Here is a 20,585-nt window from a genome sequence, read left to right as displayed (position 1 = left end):
CGGCAGCTACAGGTTGGAAGCGGGGATGACTTCAAGAACGCGGATCACACCCGCCTCGGGGTAATGCCAACGCACATCCAGATCCCAGAACTGTGCGCCGTATTCCCGTTCGGGCGTAGGAATCTGGTACGCCGGACGTGGGTCTTGTGCCAGGCATTGCTCGATCAACGCCACCAGCGGTTCTTCAAGGCGCTGAGCATGGCCGTGAGCCTGTTGCAGCGCTGAATCTGTCCACTGCACGGGAATCAGCTGCGGCGCAGCGCTGGCGATGCTGTTGGAGGCCGTATCGATGATGTCGGCGTAAGGCACGTAGGGTTTGATGTCGAGAATCGGCGTGCCGTCCAGCAGGTCGATTCCGGATATCCACAACCGATTGGCTTCAACCTTGTCCAGTTTGACCACTGACTGGCCGATGCCATTGGGTCGATGCGTCGCCCGGGTGGCGAACACGCCCATGGATTTGTTACCGCCGAGGCGAGGAGGGCGGACTTTCAGTCGTGGCTTTTCTTCCAGGGCCTGGTGAAACAGGAACAGCAGCCAGACATGGCTGACCTGCTCCAGACCTTGCACTGCGTCGCCCTGATCGAACGGCGCCACCAGTTCCAGCACGCCGCGAGCGGCCGGGGCCAGTTGAGGCTGGCGCGGGATGGCGAACTTCTCCTTGAAGCAGGAGCGCACGAAGCCGATGGGGGAAACGCTGTAGGTCATGGTCTGGGGTCGAGGCGGGATGAGGGCGGGCATGATAACCCGAGCGACCGTCGGACCGGTGGTGCCTGTCTATCCGTCATCGCGAGCAAGCTCACTCCCACAGGGTTCTCGAGCGAACACAAAATTGTGTCCACCACAAATCCTGTGGGAGCGTGGCTTGCCCGCGATGGTCGCGCCGCCGATCTAGAGGCTGAATCCGCCATCCAGCGGAATGATATTCCCGGTCATGTAAGCGCCGGCCGTACTCGCAAGACTGATCGCCAGCGCCGCCATCTCTTCCTCCCGGCCCCAGCGTTTCATTGGAATCAACGCCGTATCGTCGGCCAACGCCTGCTCATCATTGCCGATGTGCTGAGTCATCTTGCTCGGAAAACGCCCCGGCGCGATGACGTTGACGTTGATGTGCTGGCTCACCAGCTCCCGCGCGAGAATCCTTGAGAGTTGATGCAGGGCCGCTTTACTCGGCCCGTAGGCATAAGCCTGTTCGCCGAAGGACGAAATACCGGCCACTGAGCCGATGTTGATGATCCGCGCCGGATTCGCTGGCGAACCGGCCTTACGCAGCAGCGGCAAAAACTGTTGAATGCAGTTGAACACCGAGGTCACGTTGAGCTGCATGACCTTTTCCCAGCCTTTGAGCGGGTAGCTCTCCAACGGTGCTCCCCACGTGGTGCCAGCGTTGTTCACCAGAATATCCAGCTGGGCGATCTGTTCTCCCAATTGGGTGGCCAACTGAAGCACGCCTTCTTCAGTGGCGAGATTGGCCACCACGGCATGGCAGCGACCGAGCGCACCCAGCTCATCAGCCGTTTGTTGACAGGCTTCGGCATCTCGGGCGCAGACGTACACAGTGGCGCCAGCCTCGACATAAGCCTTGGCGATCATTTTGCCGATACCACGGGTGCCGCCGGTCACCAGAGCGGTGCGGCCTTGCAGCGAAAAGTACGGGTGCATGGCGAATCCTGAGAGCTGAGGGTCAGTACACCCTAGTCGTCAGCCGCCAGAAGCGGAGCCACTATTTTTGCGAGGAATGAGGGTCTATACAGCCTGGCCTTGAGCTACAGGTTTGCAGCTCAAGGTTGGCGGACGCTTACTGCGGGCGCACGCGCAGGGTCAGGCCCTTGAGGAAGTTGCGCAGCAACTGATCGCCGCACGGACGGTAGTTGGTGTGGCCGAATTTGCGGAACAGCGCGCTCAGCTCAGGCTTGGACACCGGGAACTCGGACGCCTTGAGAATCGCGTGCATGTCGTCTTCTTTCAGTTCGAAGGCCACACGCAGCTTTTTCAGGATGATGTTGTTGGTCACCGGCACTTCGATCGGCTGTGGCGGACGGCTTTCGTCCTTGCCGCGCTTGAAGGTCACCAGGCCGTCGAGGAAATGCGCCATGACTTCGTCCGGGCAGCGTACGAAGCCTTCCTCGTCTTCCTCTTTCTTGTCGAGGTACGTCACCAGGTCTTCCAGGGTCACGTCCATGCCGCCGAGCTTGATGATCTCGATGACTTTCTTGTCGCTGATGTCGAGCATGTAGCGCACGCTGCGCAGTACGTCGTTATGAATCATGGTGTGCAATCCTGATATTCAGCAGTGGGCGCCGCATACACAGCGGCGCCGAAAAGTGTGGCGGCGTGAAAAGTCTTAGAACTTCTCTTTGCCGGACAGGTAACGCCATTGGCCCAACGGCACTTTGCCGATGGACACGCCGCCAATACGGATACGGCGGATGGCGACCACCTTCAGGCCTACGGCCTGGCAGAACAGGGCGATCACACCCGGTTGCGGGTTCTTCATCGCAAAGCGCAGACGGTTTTCGTTCTGCCAGCTGGCCTTGACCGGCGGCAGTTCCTTGCCCTTGTAAGTCAGGCCGTGGTTCAGGCGGTTGAGGCCGTGAGCCACCATGTCGCCTTCAACCTCGACCACGTACTCTTGCTCAATTTTGGCGGAATCGGCGGTGAGTTTGCGCAGGATCTTCCAGTCCTGGGTGAACACCAGCAGACCGCTGGCATTGGCCTGCAAGTCGGTGCTGGCGGTCAGGCGCAGGAAGTGGCCCTTGAGCGGACGTTTGCTGAAGCGATGTTCTTCGCTCAAGGTCTCGGCGCTGATCGTCGCCATGGCCGTTTCCGCATCCATGCCCACGGGCACGTTCAGCAGGATGGTCACCGGCTCCGGCGCAGTGGCCTTGGCTTCTGGATCAAGCTCGACTTTTTGCGTGTCGACCTTGAACTGCGGCTCGTCGATGACTTCACCGTCCACGGTGACCCAGCCGCCCTCGATGAACAGCTCAGCCTCCCGACGGGAACAGCCGACGAGTTCGATGAGGCGTTTGGAGAGACGAATCGGGTCAGTCATGACAGGGCCGTAACAAAAAAGGGGTGGGCATTGTACCTGCCTGGCGCCGGTTAATCGCGGGTCCATTTGCGCAGTAAGGCTTTTAGCCGCGTTGAGCGCGCTGATTCGCCTGTTTCATGCGCATGTGCAGCAGCGGATAAGGCTGGCCCATGCCGTCATGCTCGGAGCGACCGATCACTTCGAAGCCCTGTTTGAAGTAGAAACCCAAGGCTTGCGGGTTCTGTTCGTTGACGTCCAGTTCATCGGCATTCAGGTGTTCCATGGCATAGCGCAGCAACTGCTTGCCCAGGCCCTGGCCACGGTGAGCCGGGTCGATGAAGAGCATTTCGATCTTCCCCGCAGCCACCCCGGCAAACCCGGTGATGCGCTGGCGCGAGTCTTTGGTGCAGATCAGCATCACCGCGTCGAGGTAGCGGGTCAGCACCAGGTTCTTCAGCAGTTCAATGTAGCTGTCCGGCAGAAAGTCGTGGGTGGCGCGTACCGAGGCTTCCCATACCTGAGTGAGTTCTACGTAGTCGCTGTGTTTCGGCGTGTGGATTACCGAATGTTGGCGCATGGCCGGCTGCTCCTTCTTTTTACTCGCTGTTTCTGTGAATGTTGAGAATCCTTTCCTCACAAAACGATAGACGTAAAAAAGCCCCGCATCTCGTCAAGAGAGCGGGGCTTTTCGTATTTTTTGCGTTTAGATCTGTTCAGCCCACAGGTCGTATTCGTCGGCGTCAGTCACTTTGCACCAGACTTTATCGCCTGGTTTCAGGTTGCTGCCGTTGTCGATGAACACGTTGCCGTCGATTTCCGGGGCATCGAAGAAGCAGCGGCCGACGGCGCCTTGCTCGTCGACTTCGTCCACCAGCACTTCGATTTCACGGCCAACGCGCATTTGCAGGCGAGCCGAACTGATGGCTTGCTGGTGCGCCATGAAGCGATCCCAGCGGTCTTGCTTGACGTCGTCCGGAACGATCTCCAGGTCCAGGTCATTGGCGGGTGCACCATCAACCGGCGAGTACTGGAAGCAACCGACGCGGTCGAGCTGCGCTTCGGTCAGCCAGTTCAGCAGGTACTGGAAGTCTTCTTCGGTTTCGCCGGGGAAACCGACGATGAAGGTCGAACGGATGATCAGGTCCGGGCAGATTTCGCGCCAGTTCTTGATGCGCGCCAGGGTCTTGTCTTCGAAGGCCGGGCGTTTCATGGCTTTCAGGACCTTCGGGCTGGCGTGCTGGAACGGTATGTCCAGGTACGGCAGGATTTTTCCGGCGGCCATCAGCGGAATCAGCTCATCGACGTGCGGGTACGGATAAACATAGTGCAGACGAACCCAGACGCCGAGGGTGCTCAGGGCTTCGCAGAGTTCGGTCATGCGGGTTTTCACCGGCGCGCCGTTCCAGAAACCGGTGCGGTATTTCACATCGACGCCGTAGGCGCTGGTGTCCTGGGAGATCACCAACAGCTCTTTGACGCCGGCCTTGACCAGGCGCTGAGCTTCGTCGAGCACGTCACCGACCGGGCGGCTGACCAGTTTGCCGCGCATCGACGGGATGATGCAGAAGCTGCAGCTGTGGTTGCAGCCTTCGGAAATCTTCAGGTAGGCGTAGTGGCGCGGGGTCAGTTTGATCCCTTGTGGCGGCACCAGGTCGATCAGCGGGTTGTGATCCTGACGCGGCGGCACGGCGTCGTGCACGGCGTTGACCACTTGCTCGTACTGCTGCGGACCGGTCACGGCCAGCACGCTCGGGTGCACCTTGCGAATGTTGCCTTCTTCGACGCCCATGCAGCCGGTCACGATGACCTTGCCGTTTTCCTTGATGGCTTCGCCAATCACTTCCAGGGATTCAGCCTTGGCCGAGTCAATGAAACCGCAGGTGTTGACCACCACGACGTCAGCGTCCTGATAAGTGGAGACAACGTCATAGCCTTCCATACGCAGCTGGGTAAGGATGCGCTCGGAGTCGACCAGTGCTTTGGGGCAACCCAGGGATACGAAGCCAACCTTTGGATTGGCCGGCGCAGGAGTGGTGGACATGTCTAACCTCGGTGTTTTGTGACGCCTCCAGCCATGAACGGCAAGGCGACAGACGGGCACTTGGTGTGCCTCTGATCAAAAAGTGCGCAATTCTAGCGATGAGAGGCGCACTTGACCAGCTTTATGCAGGGAAATACGACGAGTGCTGCGCTATGCTTCGCGCCGTTACGCTTTACCGATTTTTTACAGTCAACAAAACGTCTGTAACAGTACGTAAAACAGCGCATGCTGCACGGCAAAGCATAGTGCTTCTTCCATAGAAGTCCGGTCTGGGTAGTAGGAGTGGTGGATGGGTCAGGCAAGTAGTCAGGCGGCGGGTGCCGAGCATTCTGCGGCAAAGCCGATCGGCATGCTGGTCGCGGCGGTCGGGGTGGTTTATGGCGATATCGGCACAAGCCCGCTGTACACCCTCAAAGAAGTGTTTTCCGGTCACTATGGTGTACCGGTCGACCATGACGGCGTGTTCGGGATTCTGGCGCTGATTTTCTGGTCGCTGATCTGGGTCGTTTCAATCAAATACGTGCTGTTCGTGCTGCGTGCCGACAACCAGGGCGAAGGCGGGATCATGGCCTTGACCGCCCTCGCTCGGCGGGCTGCGGCCGGGCATCCGAAGTTACGCACGTTGCTGGTGGTCTGCGGGCTGATCGGCGCGGCGCTGTTCTATGGCGACAGCATGATCACTCCGGCGATCTCAGTGCTCTCGGCGATTGAAGGCCTGGGACTGGCTTTCGAGGGTATCGACCATTGGGTGGTGCCGCTGTCGTTGGTTGTGCTGGTGGCGCTGTTCCTGATTCAGCGCCACGGCACTGCGCGGATCGGCATTCTGTTCGGCCCGATCATGGTCACCTGGTTTGTGGTGCTGGGGGCGCTGGGTGTCTACGGCATCCTGCAGCACCCGGAAGTGTTGCAAGCGATGAACCCGGTCTGGGGCGTGCGCTTCTTCATCGTGCACCCGGGCATGGGGGTGGCGATCCTCGGCGCGGTGGTGCTGGCACTGACCGGTGCCGAAGCGCTGTACGCCGACATGGGCCACTTCGGTCGCAAGCCGATTGCCCGTGCGTGGTTCATCCTCGTGCTGCCGGCGCTGGTGCTGAACTACTTCGGCCAAGGCGCGTTGCTGCTCGGTGACCCGGAAGCGGCGCGTAACCCGTTCTACTTATTGGCTCCGAGCTGGGCGCTGATTCCGTTGGTGGGGTTGTCGACCCTGGCCACGGTCATTGCCTCCCAGGCAGTGATTTCCGGTGCGTTCTCCCTGACTCGTCAGGCGATTCAGCTCGGTTACATACCGCGCATGCACATTCAGCACACCTCCAGTGCCGAACAAGGCCAGATCTACATCGGCGCGGTGAACTGGGCGCTGATGGTCGGCGTCATCCTGTTGGTGCTGGGCTTCGAGTCCTCCGGCGCGCTGGCTGCGGCTTACGGCGTGGCCGTGACGGGCACGATGCTGATGACCACCATTCTGGTGTCGGCGGTGATATTGCTGCTGTGGAAATGGCCTCCGGTCCTCGCGGTTCCGCTGTTGCTTGGTTTTCTGGTGGTGGACGGTCTGTACTTTGCGGCCAACGTGCCGAAAATCATTCAGGGCGGGGCGTTCCCGGTGATCGCCGGTATCGTGCTGTTTGTGCTGATGACCACCTGGAAACGCGGCAAGCAATTGCTGGTTGATCGTCTGGACGAAGGTGGATTGCCGCTGCCGATCTTCATTGGCAGTATTCGCGTGCAACCGCCGCATCGCGTTCAGGGCACTGCCGTATTCCTGACCGCGCGGCCGGATGCCGTGCCTCATGCGCTGTTGCACAACCTGCTGCATAACCAGGTGCTGCACGAGCAAGTGGTGTTGCTGACGGTGGTGTACGAAGACATCCCGCGGGTGCCTGCGCAACGGCGTTTCGAGGTTGAATCTCACGGCGAAGGGTTCTTCCGGGTGATCCTGCACTTTGGCTTCGTCGACGAACCGGACGTGCCGCAAGCGCTGAAGCTGTGTCATCTCGATGATCTGGACTTCAGCCCGATGCGCACCACCTACTTCCTCAGCCGCGAGACGGTCATCGCCTCCAAGCTCGAAGGCATGGCGCGCTGGCGTGAGACGCTGTTCGCCTTCATGTTGCAGAACGCCAACGGCAACCTGCGCTTCTTCAATCTGCCGCTGAACCGGGTGATTGAGTTGGGTACTCAGGTAGAGATGTAAGCCGGATCAAAAAGCCCCCGTTGCCATTAAGGCAGCGGGGGCTTCTTTTTGCCTGGGATTTTTTGTTTGTTCTCCGAGCGCTTGGTCGGCTAATTTTTTTTCGGGTTGCGATGCGTTTAATTCGACGCGATACTCTGCGTATAACTGTGTGTGAATATGCACATGATTGTGAAGAGAGGTGAGTATGACGGCATTACTAGAGCGTGCTGACCAAGCGATATCGGTTACTGCAATGGTCAGGGGCTTCAGTGCGAGGCTCAAGGAGATCTCCAGTCGAGCCACTGAGCGCCTGGTCATTTTCAAAGACAATCAACCGGCAGCGGTCATTATCAATGTTGATGCGTATCAGGAAATGCTCGACGAGCTTGAGAATCTCAGGGTTGAAGCAGTGGCCCGGGAGCGACTGATCGGTTTCGATCAGGCCAAGGCAATCAGTCATGACGATATGCGGGCACGGTACGCTAGGAAAGACTAAAGGAGCTGTGGATGGTTTGGGGCGTGATCTATCATCCGGAGGTTCAGAAGGATCTGGATCTACTAGGAGCTGCGGCGGCAAACCGTATTCTTGATGTCATTGAAGAGCGGATTATCAACGGTGAGCCGGACAAGAGCGGAAAACCTCTAAGAGCCAGCCTGGCAGGTTGTAGGCGGATTCGAGCAGGCGACAAGCGGATTGTTTATCGAGTTGATGGAAAGGCAATCCAGGTGTTGATAGTCGCCGTCGGTGCCCGACGTGACGAAGAAGTATACGACGCCGCAGAACGTCGCCTCTAACAACAAAGCCCCCCGTTGCCTTGCGGCAGCGGGGGCTTTTCTGTGGGCGGAACTCATATCACTCCTGAGCCGCCGTCTCCTTCGCTTGACGCTTCTCGATCACATCCACCAAACGCTGGGCCAGGGCCGGGTAATTCTCGTCGAAGTGATGACCACCAGGCAGTTTCATCGCTTCGCCCACCGCAGTCTTGTCGGTGCAGCCGCTTTCGTCGACTTCCTCTTCACCGTAGATGCAGACCACTTTCTCCGGCGGCAGCTTGGCCATTTCCGGGCCGGTGGCGGCTTCTTTGCCGGCGTTGCCGAGCCAGCCTTCGACTTCGATTTCGAAGCTGCCGGTGCGGGCGAAGGCCAGCAGGATGATCGCGTCGACCCGTTGCTGTTCCGATGGCTCCAAGCGGTTGTAGATCGCCGGCAGGACGTCGGCGCCGAACGAATAGCCGGTCAGGATGAAGCGCTTGGTGCCCCACTTCTGCCGGTAGTGTTGCATCAGTTCGGCCAGGTCCAGGGCGCTTTGCTCAGGGCTCTTGTGCTGCCAGTAGTAACGCAAGGTGTCGATGCCGACCACCGGATAGCCGATCTTCGCCATCTCGCCCGCGACGTCACGGTCCAGGTCGCGCCAGCCGCCGTCACCGGACAGGAACAGGGTCACGGTGTCCTTGGCTTGGCCGGCCGGCACTTCGACCACCGGGATCTGCAGGCCGCCGGCGGCTTTATCGCCACCGACGAGGATTTTGCGCAGTTCGTTGTTCAGCACTTGCGGCAAGTTGATGTCGTAGTCGCTGATGCTGGTTTCGGCGTTGGGTTGGTCGCGCACGAAGCCGGCGCTGGTGTCGTCAGGGTTGTCGTTCCACGCTACCAGCCAGTGACCGTGAGTGGCGCTTTTCGGTAGCAGGTGCGTGCAACCGGGTTTTTCCAGGGCCAAATCCACCGAGACGGCTTGAGCCTTGTCGTTCTTCTGCTCGGACAACCAGCGCCACGCCAGCACGGCGCCAGGGCCGATGCCGCTGACCAGGGTCGCCGGGCCTTTGAGTTCTCTCAGGGCCGATTGCAGGGCGCGACTTTGCAGCAGGCAGTCTTTGGGCAGAATCACCTGAACGATCTGTGCCGAGCCGGTGCGGCTCAGGGTCATCAGTATTTTGTCGCTGAGCTTCTGGTCTTCATTGACTGCCACCAGCACCTGGGCGCGTGGCGTGTTACCCGGAATGACACGGGTCATCACGGCCCTATCGGCCGGCGTCAGCCGTTCGAGGGTCGGTTCCGGTGCCGGGCGTTTCAGGTACCAGTAACCGCCACCGAGAATCAGGGCCAGCACTACCAGTGTGGCCAATACGTACCGCAAGGAGCGTTGAATCATCAGCGTTTCACCAATCCAGTCAAGCCGCCTGCAATCAGGGCGGCAGTGTCGGCCAGAGCAACCAGCGGATCGAGTCCGGCGGGTACGGCCATATAACGGGGTTCCCAGTCAGGCTGGAATTTGTCTTTGAAGCGGCGCAAACCTTGGAAGTTGTAGAGCTGCTCACCACGGCGGAACACCATCGAGCCCAGACGCTGGGTCAGTGGTGCACCACGTCGGGGTTGTAACCCCGACAACGGCACCATGCCCAGGCTGAAGCGCCCGTATCCATGATTTTTATAATGTTGAATCAGGCCGACCATCATGAACTCCATGGTCAGCTTGGGGGCGTCCGGGTGTGCGCGCATCAGGTCGAGGCTGGCCAGGTCATGGCCGTAGGTCTCGAGCAGGTTGGCGAACGCCACCGGGCGCCCTTCGAAACGAATCACCGCGACGCGGAAATGCTTGAGGTAGTCATCGCTGAAGCGGCCGAGCGAGAAGCCTTTCTCACGCACGTTTTTGCCGGTCAGCCAGGCATCGGAAATCACCTTGAGCTCATCCATCGGCGCTTGCCCCGGATCAAAGATCTCCAGCGAAAGGCCATCGCGAGTGCCACGGTTCCAGGTGTAGCGCAGGTCTTTCATCTCTTTGCCTTTGGCTTCGAGATCAAAGCGAAGCAGGTCGACCCGGGCTTCTTCGCCGAGCTTGATCGCGGTCAGGCCGATGTCCATGTAGTACGGCAGGTTCTCGGCGCGCACTTGATAGAACACCGGGCGGGCGTGGTGGATATCGCAGAGGTCGCGGAACTGCCAGATCATTTCCGCCCGTTGCCGGGTCGGGCCGATCGGGTCATACAGGGCCACCAGGCTGCGACCACGGCGGGCGTACATCAGGAACGCCTCGTCGTTGGGGTGAAACAGCAGCGCCTTGTCACCGGTCAGGGCCAGGCCGCCATCCGGTTGTGCGGAGGCCATGAGGATCTTTACCGCGCGATCCAGTTCATCCGGCGTTGGCAGATGGATCACCGGGCGCGCGGTGCGCAACAGCCAGGTCAGGGACACCACCACCAGCAGGACCGCGGCGCCGAGCAGCGAGCGCAAGCCCCGTGGCGCGTCAGCGTCGAGGGTGAACTGCCACCAGAGTTGGTGGCTGTACGGGACGTCCTGATAGGCGAACAGCAACAGCCAGATCGACGCACCGAGTACGCACAGGCTGGCCACCAGATACAGCGGCGAGAACGGAAGTTCGGTCAGACGGCTGGGGCGATAGAACGAGCTGCGGAAAACCCCCAGCAGGCTCGCAGTCAGGGTCAGCAAGCAGGCTTCTTCCCAATCGAAGCCCTTGAGCAGCGAGAGCAGGGCGCCGACCAGCAACAATATGGTGGTCAGCATCCAGGCGGCCGACAGTCGGCGGCGCAGCCCTTGAGCCAGCAGCAAGCACAGTACGCCAACCAGGCTGGCACCGAAGTGCGAGGCGTCGACCAGTCGATGCGGGATCAGAAAGCCTATGTGTTCCAGGCGTGTGTCGATTTCCGGGGTGGCACCGGAGAACAACAGCACCACGCCCGACAGAAATACCAGCACCGCCAGAATCGGCGCGGCCAGGCCGGACGCAACCCTTAAAGACTGACGCGATTGAAACAGGCGCTGACCTTCGTTGATCAGCAGGAATAAGCAGGCCACCAGCAACGGAAGCACCACATAGATCAGGCGATAGAGCAGCAGCGCGGCAGCGAGTGGCGCGGCGCCGAGTGTGTCGGAGAAGGCCGCCAGCAGAATCGCTTCGAACACCCCGACCCCGCCGGGAACATGGCTGAGCACACCGGCGGCCAGGGCCAACAGGTACACCAGCAGGAACGCGCCGAAGGGCGGTGCTTCAGGCAGCAACAAATAGAGCACGGTCGCCGCGGCGGCTACGTCCAGGGCAGTGATGATCAGTTGCAGGAACGTCAGGCGACGGCCCGGCAGGCGCAAAGTGCGGCGTCCGACCTTGACCAGTAAGTTATCCGGGTAAGGCTGATCTGGCAGGCGACGGCGGTAGATGCCGATGGCCAGTACCGTGAACAACAGCAAAACGGCCGCGGCGATGGCGCCCAGCAAGGTCTCGGACAAACCCAGGGCGGCAGAGGCGCCAGGCAGGTTGCTGAGGGTGGCGAGGGCGGCCAGTGGGGGCAGGGCGCAGCCGAGCGAGAGGCTGGCGAACAGGGTCATGTGGGCGACTTCAGAAGCGCCCAGGCCATGACGTGCATATAAACGGTAACGAACCGACCCCCCCGAGAGCATCGAAAGGCCGATGGCATTGCCGATAGCGAATGCGGTGAACCCGCCCAGAGCCAGGATTCGCGGCGCCAGTGTCACGCCTGCGTAGCGGCTGGCCGACCATTCGTAGCCCAGCAGGATAATGAACCCGACCACGGTCGCGCCCAGCGCGCCCAGCAATGCCGGTTTCGGAACGTCGAGAATCGAGTCGTGCAGAGCGTACAGGTCGAGTTCGCTCAGCAGGTGGCGACAGGCAATCAGCGCGATAGCGAACAACAGCAAAGTAACTGCCAGGCCGATGGGCTGGCGGTATTTGCTGATTCGATCAAGCAAGCGCAGACGCTCGGTCTTGATCGGTTGTGTCGCTGTGACGGTGTCTTGTGAATCAGACGAGTTGGCGCGCATCAATCACCTCTTGGATTGTGCGCGACAGGATGGGGGTATCCAGCCAAGTTACCAATCCCTGTAGAAAAAAATAATCACAAATATTAACGCCTCTCACCGGGTATCGGTGATGGTACGTCATCAGGCAATAGAGGGTTTTGTCTGCGGGTCAGCTAAGTCTGGGCTCGAAGTATGGGTGATCCCGAACGGCTTACTGCACAGTGGCAGGTCATTGTTGCGAAAGGACTTTTTCAACAGATACAAAAAAGGCCACTCTTTCGAGTAGCCTTTTTTGATGTTTGGTTGCGGGAGCCGGATTTGAACCGACGACCTTCGGGTTATGAGCCCGACGAGCTACCAGACTGCTCCATCCCGCGTCTGTGTGGCGGCATTCTATAGAGATACGCCTGGGTGTCAACCGTTAATCCTGAATAGGGTCAAATAAGCGTAAATGAGCGGCGAACGGTCGTGGGGGAGACTTAAGTTTCGGAATCAGAACAATTTCTCACTTCTGCGCCTGTAGGCGTAGCACTTCATCTTTACAAAACAAGCACGCACAAAAAAGGCCACTCTTTCGAGTAGCCTTTTTTGATGTTTGGTTGCGGGAGCCGGATTTGAACCGACGACCTTCGGGTTATGAGCCCGACGAGCTACCAGACTGCTCCATCCCGCGTCTGTGTGTCGGCATTCTACAGCGGATCGGCGGGCTGTCAACCTTCAATTAAGAGAAAACCTCTTCCTGTTCAATCGCTTAGGTTGAAAAGAGGAGTGGGTGATTGGCTGTAAGGCTGGTATGGCAAGGCTTTCAGCTCTATCGGGTGGTGCTTCTCGATTGAAAAAATAAATTCATCCGGCACTTTTCCTACGAGTGGAAAAGAACATTCTGAGTACTGGTGCTATATACAGGTGTCAGTGAGATACTGCCGATCTGACTCGCCAAGACTCCATTTCTTCACCATGAACACTGCTTTTATATGACGCAGCGAAAAATCATCCACGTCGATTGTGACTGCTTCTACGCCGCCATCGAGATGCGTGATGACCCGCGCCTGGCCGGTAAACCTCTGGCGGTGGGCGGTTCGGCGGATCGACGTGGCGTGATCGCCACCTGCAATTATGAAGCGCGGGCGTATGGGGTGCGCTCGGCCATGTCTTCCGGACATGCATTGAAGCTGTGCCCGGACCTGACCATCGTCAAGCCGCGCATGGAGGCCTATAGAGAGGCCTCAAAGGAAATTCACACGATATTTCGCGATTACACCGACTTGATCGAGCCGCTTTCGCTGGATGAGGCCTACCTCGACGTGTCGGAGTGCGCGCATTTCGGCGGCAGCGCCACGCGGATCGCCCAAGACATTCGCCGTCGCGTCTCTAATCAGCTGCACATCACTGTTTCGGCTGGCGTTGCGCCGAACAAGTTTCTGGCCAAGATTGCCAGCGACTGGAAGAAGCCCAACGGCTTGTTCGTCATTACGCCGGATCAGGTCGAGGATTTTGTCAGTGGCTTGCCGGTGAGCAAGCTGCACGGCGTTGGCAAGGTGACCGCAGACAAACTGGGCAAGCTGGGCATCGTTGATTGCTCGCATCTGCGCGAATGGGACAAATTGGCGCTTGTGCGCGAATTCGGCAGCTTCGGCGAGCGACTCTGGAGCCTGGCCCGTGGGATCGATGACCGATTGGTGCACAACGACAGTCGTCGACAGTCGATCAGTGTCGAAAACACTTACGACGTCGACCTGCCGGATCTGGTGAGCTGCCTCGATAAGTTACCCGAGTTACTGGAAACCCTGGCCGGCCGCATGGCGCGAATCGACAGCAGCTATCGGCCGGGCAAGCCGTTCGTCAAAGTGAAATTCCATGACTTCACCCAGACCACTCTGGAGCAGGCCGGGGCAGGGCGGGATTTGGGGAGCTATCAGTTGTTGCTGACCCAGGCGTTCAATCGCGGCGGCAAACCGGTGCGGTTGTTGGGGATTGGTGTGCGGCTGGAGGATTTGCGGGGCGGGTTTGAGCAGATGGAGTTGTTTGAGCGGTAGTTCAGTGGTGAATTTAAGGGCCTCATCGCGAGCAAGCTCGCTCCCGCAGGAAACATGCAATACCTGTGGGAGCGAGCTTGCTCGCGATGCTTTTAGGCTTTAATTCGGTCCCGGATCCGCTACCAGTCGCCCGGCATCCTTGGTCAACGACTTGAGGAATTCGGTCTGCAACTCAGGATCGTTGCGCGTCAGTTCGATCAGGCTCTGTTCCAGCTCGGTGGCTTCTTCTTCCAGACCCAGTTCCGACAGGCGTTTGACCCGGTGTACCCACTGGCTCACTTCGTCGTCTTCGAGGTCGTCGTAAATCAGCCCGTGAGCTTCGAGCAGCTTGCCGCGCAAGGAACTGCTGACCGCCAGGGAAGAATCGGTGTGCACATCGTCCTGGGCATCTTCGACACTGATCAGCAGTCGGCTCAGATGATTGATGTCATGTTCAGCGAATGGGCTGTCCAGCAGGTTCACGCGCAAAACGCCGTTTTTGTCGGTACTCAGCTGGAACGTTTCTTTGCCAGCCTTGACCTCAACCGGACGCTCGCTCCATGGCAGGCTCGAGTATTCAGTGCGCTTGTCGAGCTGGACCTCGTCGATTCCCGCCAGGTTCTGTTGCGCGCGACCATGAGACTGCGCGTTCATGAACGGGTTGAGCCCGGCGAAACCGTAGCTCAACCAATCTTTCGTCACGCTGTCCGGCAAGTTGCCGAGGGCGAACACGTTGACCACGTTCGCACCGACCCCGGCCACCACGGCCACCGCACCCAGCGGGATTTCGTAAGCCTCCCGCCAGGGTTGGTAAGGCGTGTAGCGGTCGTAGTGGCGGGTGACTTCGAATTCGGTGACTTCGAAAGTCTTCTGCTCGTGGATCTTCACCCGACGTTGCGGCAGCTCAAGCACCTTTGGCTCGCCGACATCGATCTGCAGGCTGTGATCGAGCAATTTGCGCTCGACACGTTCCTCGTGCTCGCTGCGTTGCGACATGTGATTGGCACAGCCGCTGACCAGCAGGGTGCCGCACAGGGCGGCACCACCGAGGCCTAAGGTGTTTCGCTTGAACATGACTTCTCTATCTGGTTTCAGCGGCGGATACGGGCCTGGAGGAAGGACAGCACGTCAGCGACCGGCAGCGCTTGCGCTTCGGGTTCGGTACGGCTCTTGTATTCCAGATTGCCTTCGGCGAGGCCGCGGTCACTGACCACGATCCGGTGAGGAATGCCGATCAGCTCCATGTCCGCGAACTTGATGCCCGGGCTGGTTTTCTTGTCGCGGTCGTCCAGCAATACTTCGAAGCCGGCTGCAGTCAGTTCTGCATACAGCTTGTCGGTGGCTTCGCGAACCTGTTCGGTTTCGTAGCGCAGCGGCACCAGAGCGATCTGGAACGGGGCCAGCGTGTCGCTCCAGATGATCCCGTTGGCGTCGTTATTCTGCTCGATCGCCGCAGCCACCACGCGGGAAACGCCGATGCCGTAGCAACCCATTTCCAGAGTGACCGGCTTGCCATTCTCGCCCAGCACTTCGCACTTCATCGCTTTGCTGTACTTGTTGCCCAGCTGGAAGATATGCCCGACTTCGATGCCGCGCTTGATTTCCAGGGTGCCCTTGCCATCTGGGCTCGGGTCGCCGGCGACGACGTTGCGCAGGTCAGCAACGGTCGGAACCGGCAGATCGCGCTCCCAGTTCACGCCGAAGTAGTGCTTGTCGTCGATGTTCGCGCCGATACCGAAGTCGCTCATCAGCTCGACGGAACGGTCGATGATGATTGGCAGTGGCAGGTTCAACGGGCCGAGGGAGCCGGCACCGGCGCCAATGGCGTCGCGCAGTTCGGCTTCGGATGCCATGACCAGAGGGCTGGCAACGCCCGGCTGGTTGCCGGCCTTGATTTCGTTCAGCTCGTGGTCACCACGGATGATCAGGGCAATCAGCTTGCCTTGCTCTTCAGCGTGAACCACCAGGGTCTTGATGGTCTTTTCGATCGGCAGATTGAAGCCTTCGACCAGTTGCGCAATGGTCTTGGCGTTCGGGGTATCGACCAGGCGCAGCTCTTCGCTCGGTGCGGCGCGGGAAGTTTCGCGCGGCACGGCTTCGGCTTTTTCGATGTTGGCGGCGTAGTCGGAGCCGTTGCTGAAGGCGATATCGTCTTCGCCGGACTCGGCCAGCACGTGGAACTCGTGGGAGCCGGCACCGCCGATGGAGCCGTTGTCGGCTTCAACCGGGCGGAACTTCAGGCCCAGACGGGTGAACACGTTGCAATACGCCTGGTGCATGCGGTCGTAGGTGAGCTGCAGCGATGGCTGGTCAGCGTGGAAGGAGTAAGCGTCCTTCATGATGAACTCGCGACCGCGCATCAAACCGAAGCGTGGACGGATTTCGTCACGGAATTTGGTCTGGATCTGGTACAGGTTGATCGGCAGCTGTTTGTAGCTGCTCAACTCGTTGCGCATCAGGTCGGTGATCACTTCTTCGTGAGTCGGGCCGGCGCAGAAATCGCGACCGTGGCGATCCTTGAAGCGCAACAATTCAGGGCCGTACTCTTCCCAGCGACCGGATTCCTGCCACAGCTCAGCCGGTTGGGTGCTCGGCATCAACACTTCGAGAGAGCCAGCGGCGTTCATTTCTTCACGAACGACGGCTTCGACCTTGCGCATCACTCGCAAGCCCATCGGCAGCCAGGTATACAGGCCCGAGGCAAGTTTGCGGATCATGCCGGCGCGCAGCATCAGCTGATGGCTGATCACGACCGCGTCGGAAGGCGTTTCTTTCTGTGTGGCGAGCAAAAATTGACTGGTGCGCATGGTTGGCCGTTGTCGGTTGCTGATGACGAGAAATGACGGAACATTGTACGGGCGAGATCTGCTGGCGTACAGGCGTGCGGTCGGCGGTGTGGCAGGAGGGCGGGAATCGCCGCACCCTCTGCGATGCTTCCTTTGTTACGAGCCTACGATTCTTCCGCGACCTGGGTCGGAACCGGTTCTGGCGTTGGTGTCGGACCTGCACGACGGCTCTCCTGAAACCAGTGCAAGGCGATCAACAGCAAGGTCGGCACGCCTAACAGGGCGGTGATCAGGAAGAAGTTTTGATAGCCGAACTTCTCCACCATGACACCTGAGTAACCGCCGATCAGGCGTGGCAGCAGAAGCATGATCGAGCTGAGCAGGGCGTACTGGGTGGCCGAGAATTTGAGGTTGGTCAGGCTCGACAGGTAGGCGACGAACGCCGAGGTCGCCAGGCCCGAGCTGAAGTTGTCCAGGGAAATGGTGCCAATCAGCATGTTCAGGTTGGCGCCCATGTCGGCGAGCATCAGGAACAGCAGGTTGGTGCCGGCCGACGTGATGCCGCCGATGAATAGAATCGGAAGGATGCCAAAGCGCACGATCAGCAGGCCGCCCATGCCGGCGCCAACCAAAGTCATGATCAGGCCAAAGATCTTGCTGACGCTGGCAATCTGATCCTTGGTGAAGCCCTGATCGATGTAGAACACGTTGGCCATCACCCCCATGACCGTATCGGACATCCGATAGGTGGCGATCAGCCCGAGCAGCAAAAACGCCTGCCAGCGGTACCGCAGAATAAAGTCGTTGATCGGCGTCAGCACCGGCGCCAGGCCGCGGCGGCCCATGGCCGACAGGCACAGGGCAGTAAGCGTGGTGTAGAGGATCGCCCGCAGGAACGCGCGGTCGTCGAGCAGCAGGTCAAGCACGCTCGTGCTTTCGAACAGCACGCTGGCAAAGTCCGTGTTATAGAGCTGAGTGAACATGGCCGGTACGGACACCAGCAGCACGATTAGCACAAACACCGAAGCCAGTTGATGTACAAAGCTGTAGCGCCCGGCCTGCAGTTGCGTGCGCAGGGGCACCGGCGGTTCGCGCATGAAGAGGGAGGTCAGCAATGCCGGAACCATCAGGGCGCCGAACAGGATGTAGGTGCCGGCCCATGCCGAATGTTTATAGTTGAAACCGGTGGAGCCGAAGCCTTCCGCGAAGAACAGGGCGCCGGCGGTGGCCAGCAACGCTGCAATCCGATACCCGGACATATAACTGGCGGCAAGCGCGGCCTGGCGAGTGTCGTCGGCGATTTCCAGGCGATAGGCGTCGACCGCGATGTCTTGCGTCGCCGAAGCGAAGGCGACAACCACGGCAATGGCGATCAGCCAGGACAAATGCTTTTGCGGGTCGCAGAAACCCATCCCGATCAGGCCGAGGATGACCAGTGCCTGGGAAAGCACCAGCCAGGAACGTCGTCGACCGAGCTTGCCGAGGAATGGCAGGCGCCATTGGTCGAGCAGCGGTGACCAGACCCACTTAAAGGCATAGGCCAGGCCGATCAGGCTTGCATAGCCGATGGTTTCGCGAGCCACGCCGGCTTCGCGCAGCCAGACCGAAAGTGTCGAAAACACCAGCATGTAGGGCAGGCCGGCGGCGAAACCAAGCAGCAACAGTACGAGCGTCGAGGGGCTGGCATAGGCGGCGAGCGCGGCGCGCCAGGTTTTACGGGGCATGGGCTGAAGTCTGCCTCAAGAAATACGGAAACAAAGCGCGCACTCTAACCGCTGTGCTCTACCGGGCGCCAGCCATGGCGCTGAATATCAACACGATTGTTCAGGATACTGATGCCCTCCATGCGCAAACGCGCGCGTTGTTCATCCCCCGAAGGACTGCCCGCAGGCAGGCTGATACGCCCGCCGGCACCGAGTACGCGGTGCCAGGGTAATTTGCTGTCACCCGGCAGTTGGCTCAGTGTGCGCCCGACGAAGCGGGCGGCGCGACCCAATCCCGCCAGCTCGGCAAGTTGGCCGTAACTCACGACTTTGCCCTCGGGGACTTGGGCCAGTGTCAGGTAGAGCGCCGTGCGTCGGATTTGCGCCTGACTATCGGTTTCAGTGGTTGAGTCGGTCACGTCCGCAGTTCCTGAAAAAAGTTTGCCTTACCGTCTGTAGAGTAAATCCTGGATCACCCATTGAGAAATGAACTCAATAGAAATAGTCGGGTCAGTCCTTGCTAGGGTTTTATTCGTACGGATAATGCCGACTTTTTTCGCTAACTTGAGCCTGTATTGCTTATGTTGTCCAGAACTCTGCTGTGCCTCGCTGTCGCCAGTGCTTCCACGCCCTTGCTCGCCGATACCGTCTGGTTGAAGAACGGTGACAAGCTGAGCGGCAAGATCACCGTTTTCGATGGCGGCAAGCTGTTGATCCAGACCGAATACGCCGGTGCCGTCCCTATCGACTGGAAGCAGGTTAAAACCCTGGAAAGTGATCAGCAGTTGCTGGTCAAGCAGGATGCCTACACGGGCGAAAAGGCCAAGGCGCTGCATGCGGCAGGTGACGGCAAGGTCACCTTGGCCAATGGCGATGCTCCCAAGACCGTCGAGCTGGCCAGTATCCAGCAGATCCTCAAGCCCAAACCGGTGGTTGAGGATTTGGTGTGGAAGGGGAATGTCGACGCGGCGCTTGATTATCAGCGGGCGGAAAAAGACACCGATGACTACGACATCGACTTCAAAACCACTGCGCGCCATGGCCGGTGGCGGCACACGGCGGAAGGCGAGTACAACCGCGAGTTCCAGGATGACGTGGTCACCACGGACAACTGGCGGGGCGAGTACTCCCTCGACCGCTTCTTGACCGAGAAATGGTTCTGGCAAGGTCGTGCGGTCTATAAACGCGACAAGGTTGAAGACCTTTCCCGCCAGCGCACGGTCGGTACAGGCCCTGGTTACCAGTTCTGGGACGACGAGTTGGGCGCATTCTCCCTGGGCTCCCTGGTCAACCGCACGGACTATGAATTCGCCGACGGCGGCAAAGAAAACTTCTATTCCCTGGCGATGAAATGGGATTACAACCGCTACCTGATCGGCAAGAAGGTGGAGTTCTTCACGAATGGCGAAGTGGGTAAGCCGTTGTCGGGCGTGGCGGATTACGCGCTCGATGCCGAAATGGGCTTGCGCTACAAGGTGACCGATTGGGCGTCGCTTAACCTAAAGGCCGAGCGGGACATTATCAGCGGTACCGACGATGCCGATCTGGACAAGACCCGCTACACCGCAGGGTTTGGCGTGGCCTGGTAAGACGCAAAAAAATCGCGGCCATGGGCTGCGATTTTTTTTGCCTGCAAAACAGACAGGCACAAAAAAGCCCCGCTTTTGAGGGCGGGGCTTTTTACTAAAGCAAGTACAAGTTAGATAACTTGAACTTCTTCAGCTTGCATGCCTTTCTGACCGCGGGTAGCGATGAAAGAAACCTGTTGGCCTTCTTTCAGGCTTTTGAAGCCGTCGGATTGGATAGCTTTGAAGTGAACGAACAGGTCGTCACCGGATTGTGGAGTGATGAAGCCGAAGCCTTTTTCATCGTTGAACCACTTAACGGTACCAGTTTGGCGATTAGACATGGTGTAACTCCTTGAACAAAGATAACTGCGACGCAGGAAGAACCCTGGCCGAGACTGAGTGCAAAGAGCAGGAAAAATTCTTGTAGATGGTTGGATCGAAATTCAACATATCGTGTAGAGATTCTCAGTGACACAAGCAGCACAGTGGCGCCACCTT

The 20,585-nt window shown here is 59.2% G+C and carries 18 protein-coding genes and 2 tRNA genes; 5 read left to right on the top strand and 15 right to left on the bottom strand.

Features of this window, described 5'->3' with window-relative positions; genetic code table 11:
* Nucleotides 1-6: 6 nt before the first annotated feature.
* From tsaA to rimO, 6 genes are all read right to left on the bottom strand, one after another.
* Nucleotides 7-708, bottom strand: a complete 702-nt coding sequence (tsaA, locus tag ACYZT7_RS25790; protein WP_462041864.1) for a tRNA (N6-threonylcarbamoyladenosine(37)-N6)-methyltransferase TrmO — start codon at nt 706-708, stop codon at nt 7-9.
* Between the two features lie 183 nt (nt 709-891).
* On the bottom strand, nt 892-1,662 hold the full coding sequence (locus ACYZT7_RS25785; protein ID WP_462038730.1) for an SDR family oxidoreductase: 771 nt from the start codon (nt 1,660-1,662) through the stop codon (nt 892-894).
* 136 nt (nt 1,663-1,798) lie between these two features.
* The gene (locus tag ACYZT7_RS25780; RefSeq protein WP_056739223.1) at nt 1,799-2,269 is read right to left on the bottom strand and encodes a YehS family protein; all 471 of its coding nucleotides are present in this window, start codon (nt 2,267-2,269) and stop codon (nt 1,799-1,801) included.
* A gap of 75 nt (nt 2,270-2,344) precedes the next feature.
* Nucleotides 2,345-3,055, bottom strand: coding sequence for an rRNA pseudouridine synthase (locus ACYZT7_RS25775; RefSeq protein WP_010462687.1), 711 nt, complete (start codon nt 3,053-3,055; stop codon nt 2,345-2,347).
* A gap of 82 nt (nt 3,056-3,137) precedes the next feature.
* Entirely contained in the window at nt 3,138-3,611 is a 474-nt protein-coding gene (locus ACYZT7_RS25770; RefSeq protein WP_461965689.1) for a GNAT family N-acetyltransferase, read from the bottom strand.
* Nucleotides 3,612-3,737: 126 nt separating this feature from the next.
* The gene (rimO, locus tag ACYZT7_RS25765) at nt 3,738-5,075 is read right to left on the bottom strand and encodes a 30S ribosomal protein S12 methylthiotransferase RimO (RefSeq protein WP_462038729.1); all 1,338 of its coding nucleotides are present in this window, start codon (nt 5,073-5,075) and stop codon (nt 3,738-3,740) included.
* A gap of 289 nt (nt 5,076-5,364) precedes the next feature.
* Between rimO and ACYZT7_RS25760 the strand changes: the two genes are divergently transcribed.
* From ACYZT7_RS25760 to ACYZT7_RS25750, 3 genes are all read left to right on the top strand, one after another.
* Nucleotides 5,365-7,266 carry a potassium transporter Kup gene (locus ACYZT7_RS25760; protein WP_462038728.1) on the top strand — a complete coding sequence of 634 codons (1,902 nt, stop codon included), beginning with the start codon at nt 5,365-5,367 and terminating at the stop codon, nt 7,264-7,266.
* A gap of 184 nt (nt 7,267-7,450) precedes the next feature.
* A complete protein-coding gene (locus ACYZT7_RS25755; RefSeq protein ID WP_462038727.1) occupies nt 7,451-7,741 on the top strand; it encodes a type II toxin-antitoxin system Phd/YefM family antitoxin in 291 nt (96 codons plus the stop codon).
* A gap of 11 nt (nt 7,742-7,752) precedes the next feature.
* Complete coding sequence (locus tag ACYZT7_RS25750) at nt 7,753-8,040, top strand: type II toxin-antitoxin system RelE family toxin (RefSeq protein WP_462038726.1); 288 nt, start codon at nt 7,753-7,755, stop codon at nt 8,038-8,040.
* A gap of 58 nt (nt 8,041-8,098) precedes the next feature.
* Here the strand turns inward: ACYZT7_RS25750 and ACYZT7_RS25745 are convergent, their stop codons facing one another.
* From ACYZT7_RS25745 to ACYZT7_RS25730, 4 genes are all read right to left on the bottom strand, one after another.
* On the bottom strand, nt 8,099-9,394 hold the full coding sequence (locus ACYZT7_RS25745) for a virulence factor family protein (protein WP_462038725.1): 1,296 nt from the start codon (nt 9,392-9,394) through the stop codon (nt 8,099-8,101).
* Nucleotides 9,394-12,036: a bifunctional lysylphosphatidylglycerol flippase/synthetase MprF gene (mprF, locus tag ACYZT7_RS25740; RefSeq protein ID WP_462038724.1), complete on the bottom strand. Its 2,643-nt coding sequence runs from the start codon at nt 12,034-12,036 to the stop codon at nt 9,394-9,396. The genes ACYZT7_RS25745 and mprF overlap by 1 nt, the downstream gene beginning before the upstream one ends.
* Nucleotides 12,037-12,315: 279 nt before the next feature.
* Nucleotides 12,316-12,392, bottom strand: a tRNA-Met gene (locus ACYZT7_RS25735).
* A gap of 219 nt (nt 12,393-12,611) precedes the next feature.
* Nucleotides 12,612-12,688, bottom strand: a tRNA-Met gene (locus ACYZT7_RS25730).
* 301 nt (nt 12,689-12,989) lie between these two features.
* Here ACYZT7_RS25730 and dinB point away from each other — a divergent pair.
* Nucleotides 12,990-14,051, top strand: coding sequence for a DNA polymerase IV (gene dinB, locus ACYZT7_RS25725; RefSeq protein ID WP_462038723.1), 1,062 nt, complete (start codon nt 12,990-12,992; stop codon nt 14,049-14,051).
* 99 nt (nt 14,052-14,150) lie between these two features.
* On the opposite strand, the gene ACYZT7_RS25720 is transcribed toward dinB, so the two are convergent.
* From ACYZT7_RS25720 to ACYZT7_RS25705, 4 genes are all read right to left on the bottom strand, one after another.
* Entirely contained in the window at nt 14,151-15,104 is a 954-nt protein-coding gene (locus ACYZT7_RS25720) for a hypothetical protein (protein ID WP_462038722.1), read from the bottom strand.
* A 17-nt stretch (nt 15,105-15,121) separates the two neighbouring features.
* A complete protein-coding gene (locus ACYZT7_RS25715) occupies nt 15,122-16,837 on the bottom strand; it encodes a proline--tRNA ligase (RefSeq protein ID WP_462038721.1) in 1,716 nt (571 codons plus the stop codon).
* Between the two features lie 143 nt (nt 16,838-16,980).
* A complete protein-coding gene (locus ACYZT7_RS25710; protein ID WP_462038720.1) occupies nt 16,981-18,540 on the bottom strand; it encodes an AmpG family muropeptide MFS transporter in 1,560 nt (519 codons plus the stop codon).
* A 44-nt stretch (nt 18,541-18,584) separates the two neighbouring features.
* On the bottom strand, nt 18,585-18,938 hold the full coding sequence (locus ACYZT7_RS25705) for an MGMT family protein (RefSeq protein WP_462038719.1): 354 nt from the start codon (nt 18,936-18,938) through the stop codon (nt 18,585-18,587).
* Nucleotides 18,939-19,100: 162 nt separating this feature from the next.
* On the opposite strand from ACYZT7_RS25705, the gene ACYZT7_RS25700 reads away from it, so the two are divergent.
* Nucleotides 19,101-20,108 (top strand): DUF481 domain-containing protein, encoded by a 1,008-nt coding sequence (locus tag ACYZT7_RS25700; protein ID WP_462038718.1) that lies wholly within the window; start codon nt 19,101-19,103, stop codon nt 20,106-20,108.
* Between the two features lie 110 nt (nt 20,109-20,218).
* Here ACYZT7_RS25700 and ACYZT7_RS25695 read toward each other — a convergent pair whose 3' ends face one another.
* Nucleotides 20,219-20,428: a cold-shock protein gene (locus ACYZT7_RS25695; RefSeq protein ID WP_002554837.1), complete on the bottom strand. Its 210-nt coding sequence runs from the start codon at nt 20,426-20,428 to the stop codon at nt 20,219-20,221.
* Between the last annotated feature and the right edge of the window lie 157 nt (nt 20,429-20,585).

It is taken from the genome of Pseudomonas sp. RT4P38 (assembly GCF_054897765.1).
This window is presented reverse-complemented; position numbering and strand designations above follow the sequence as displayed.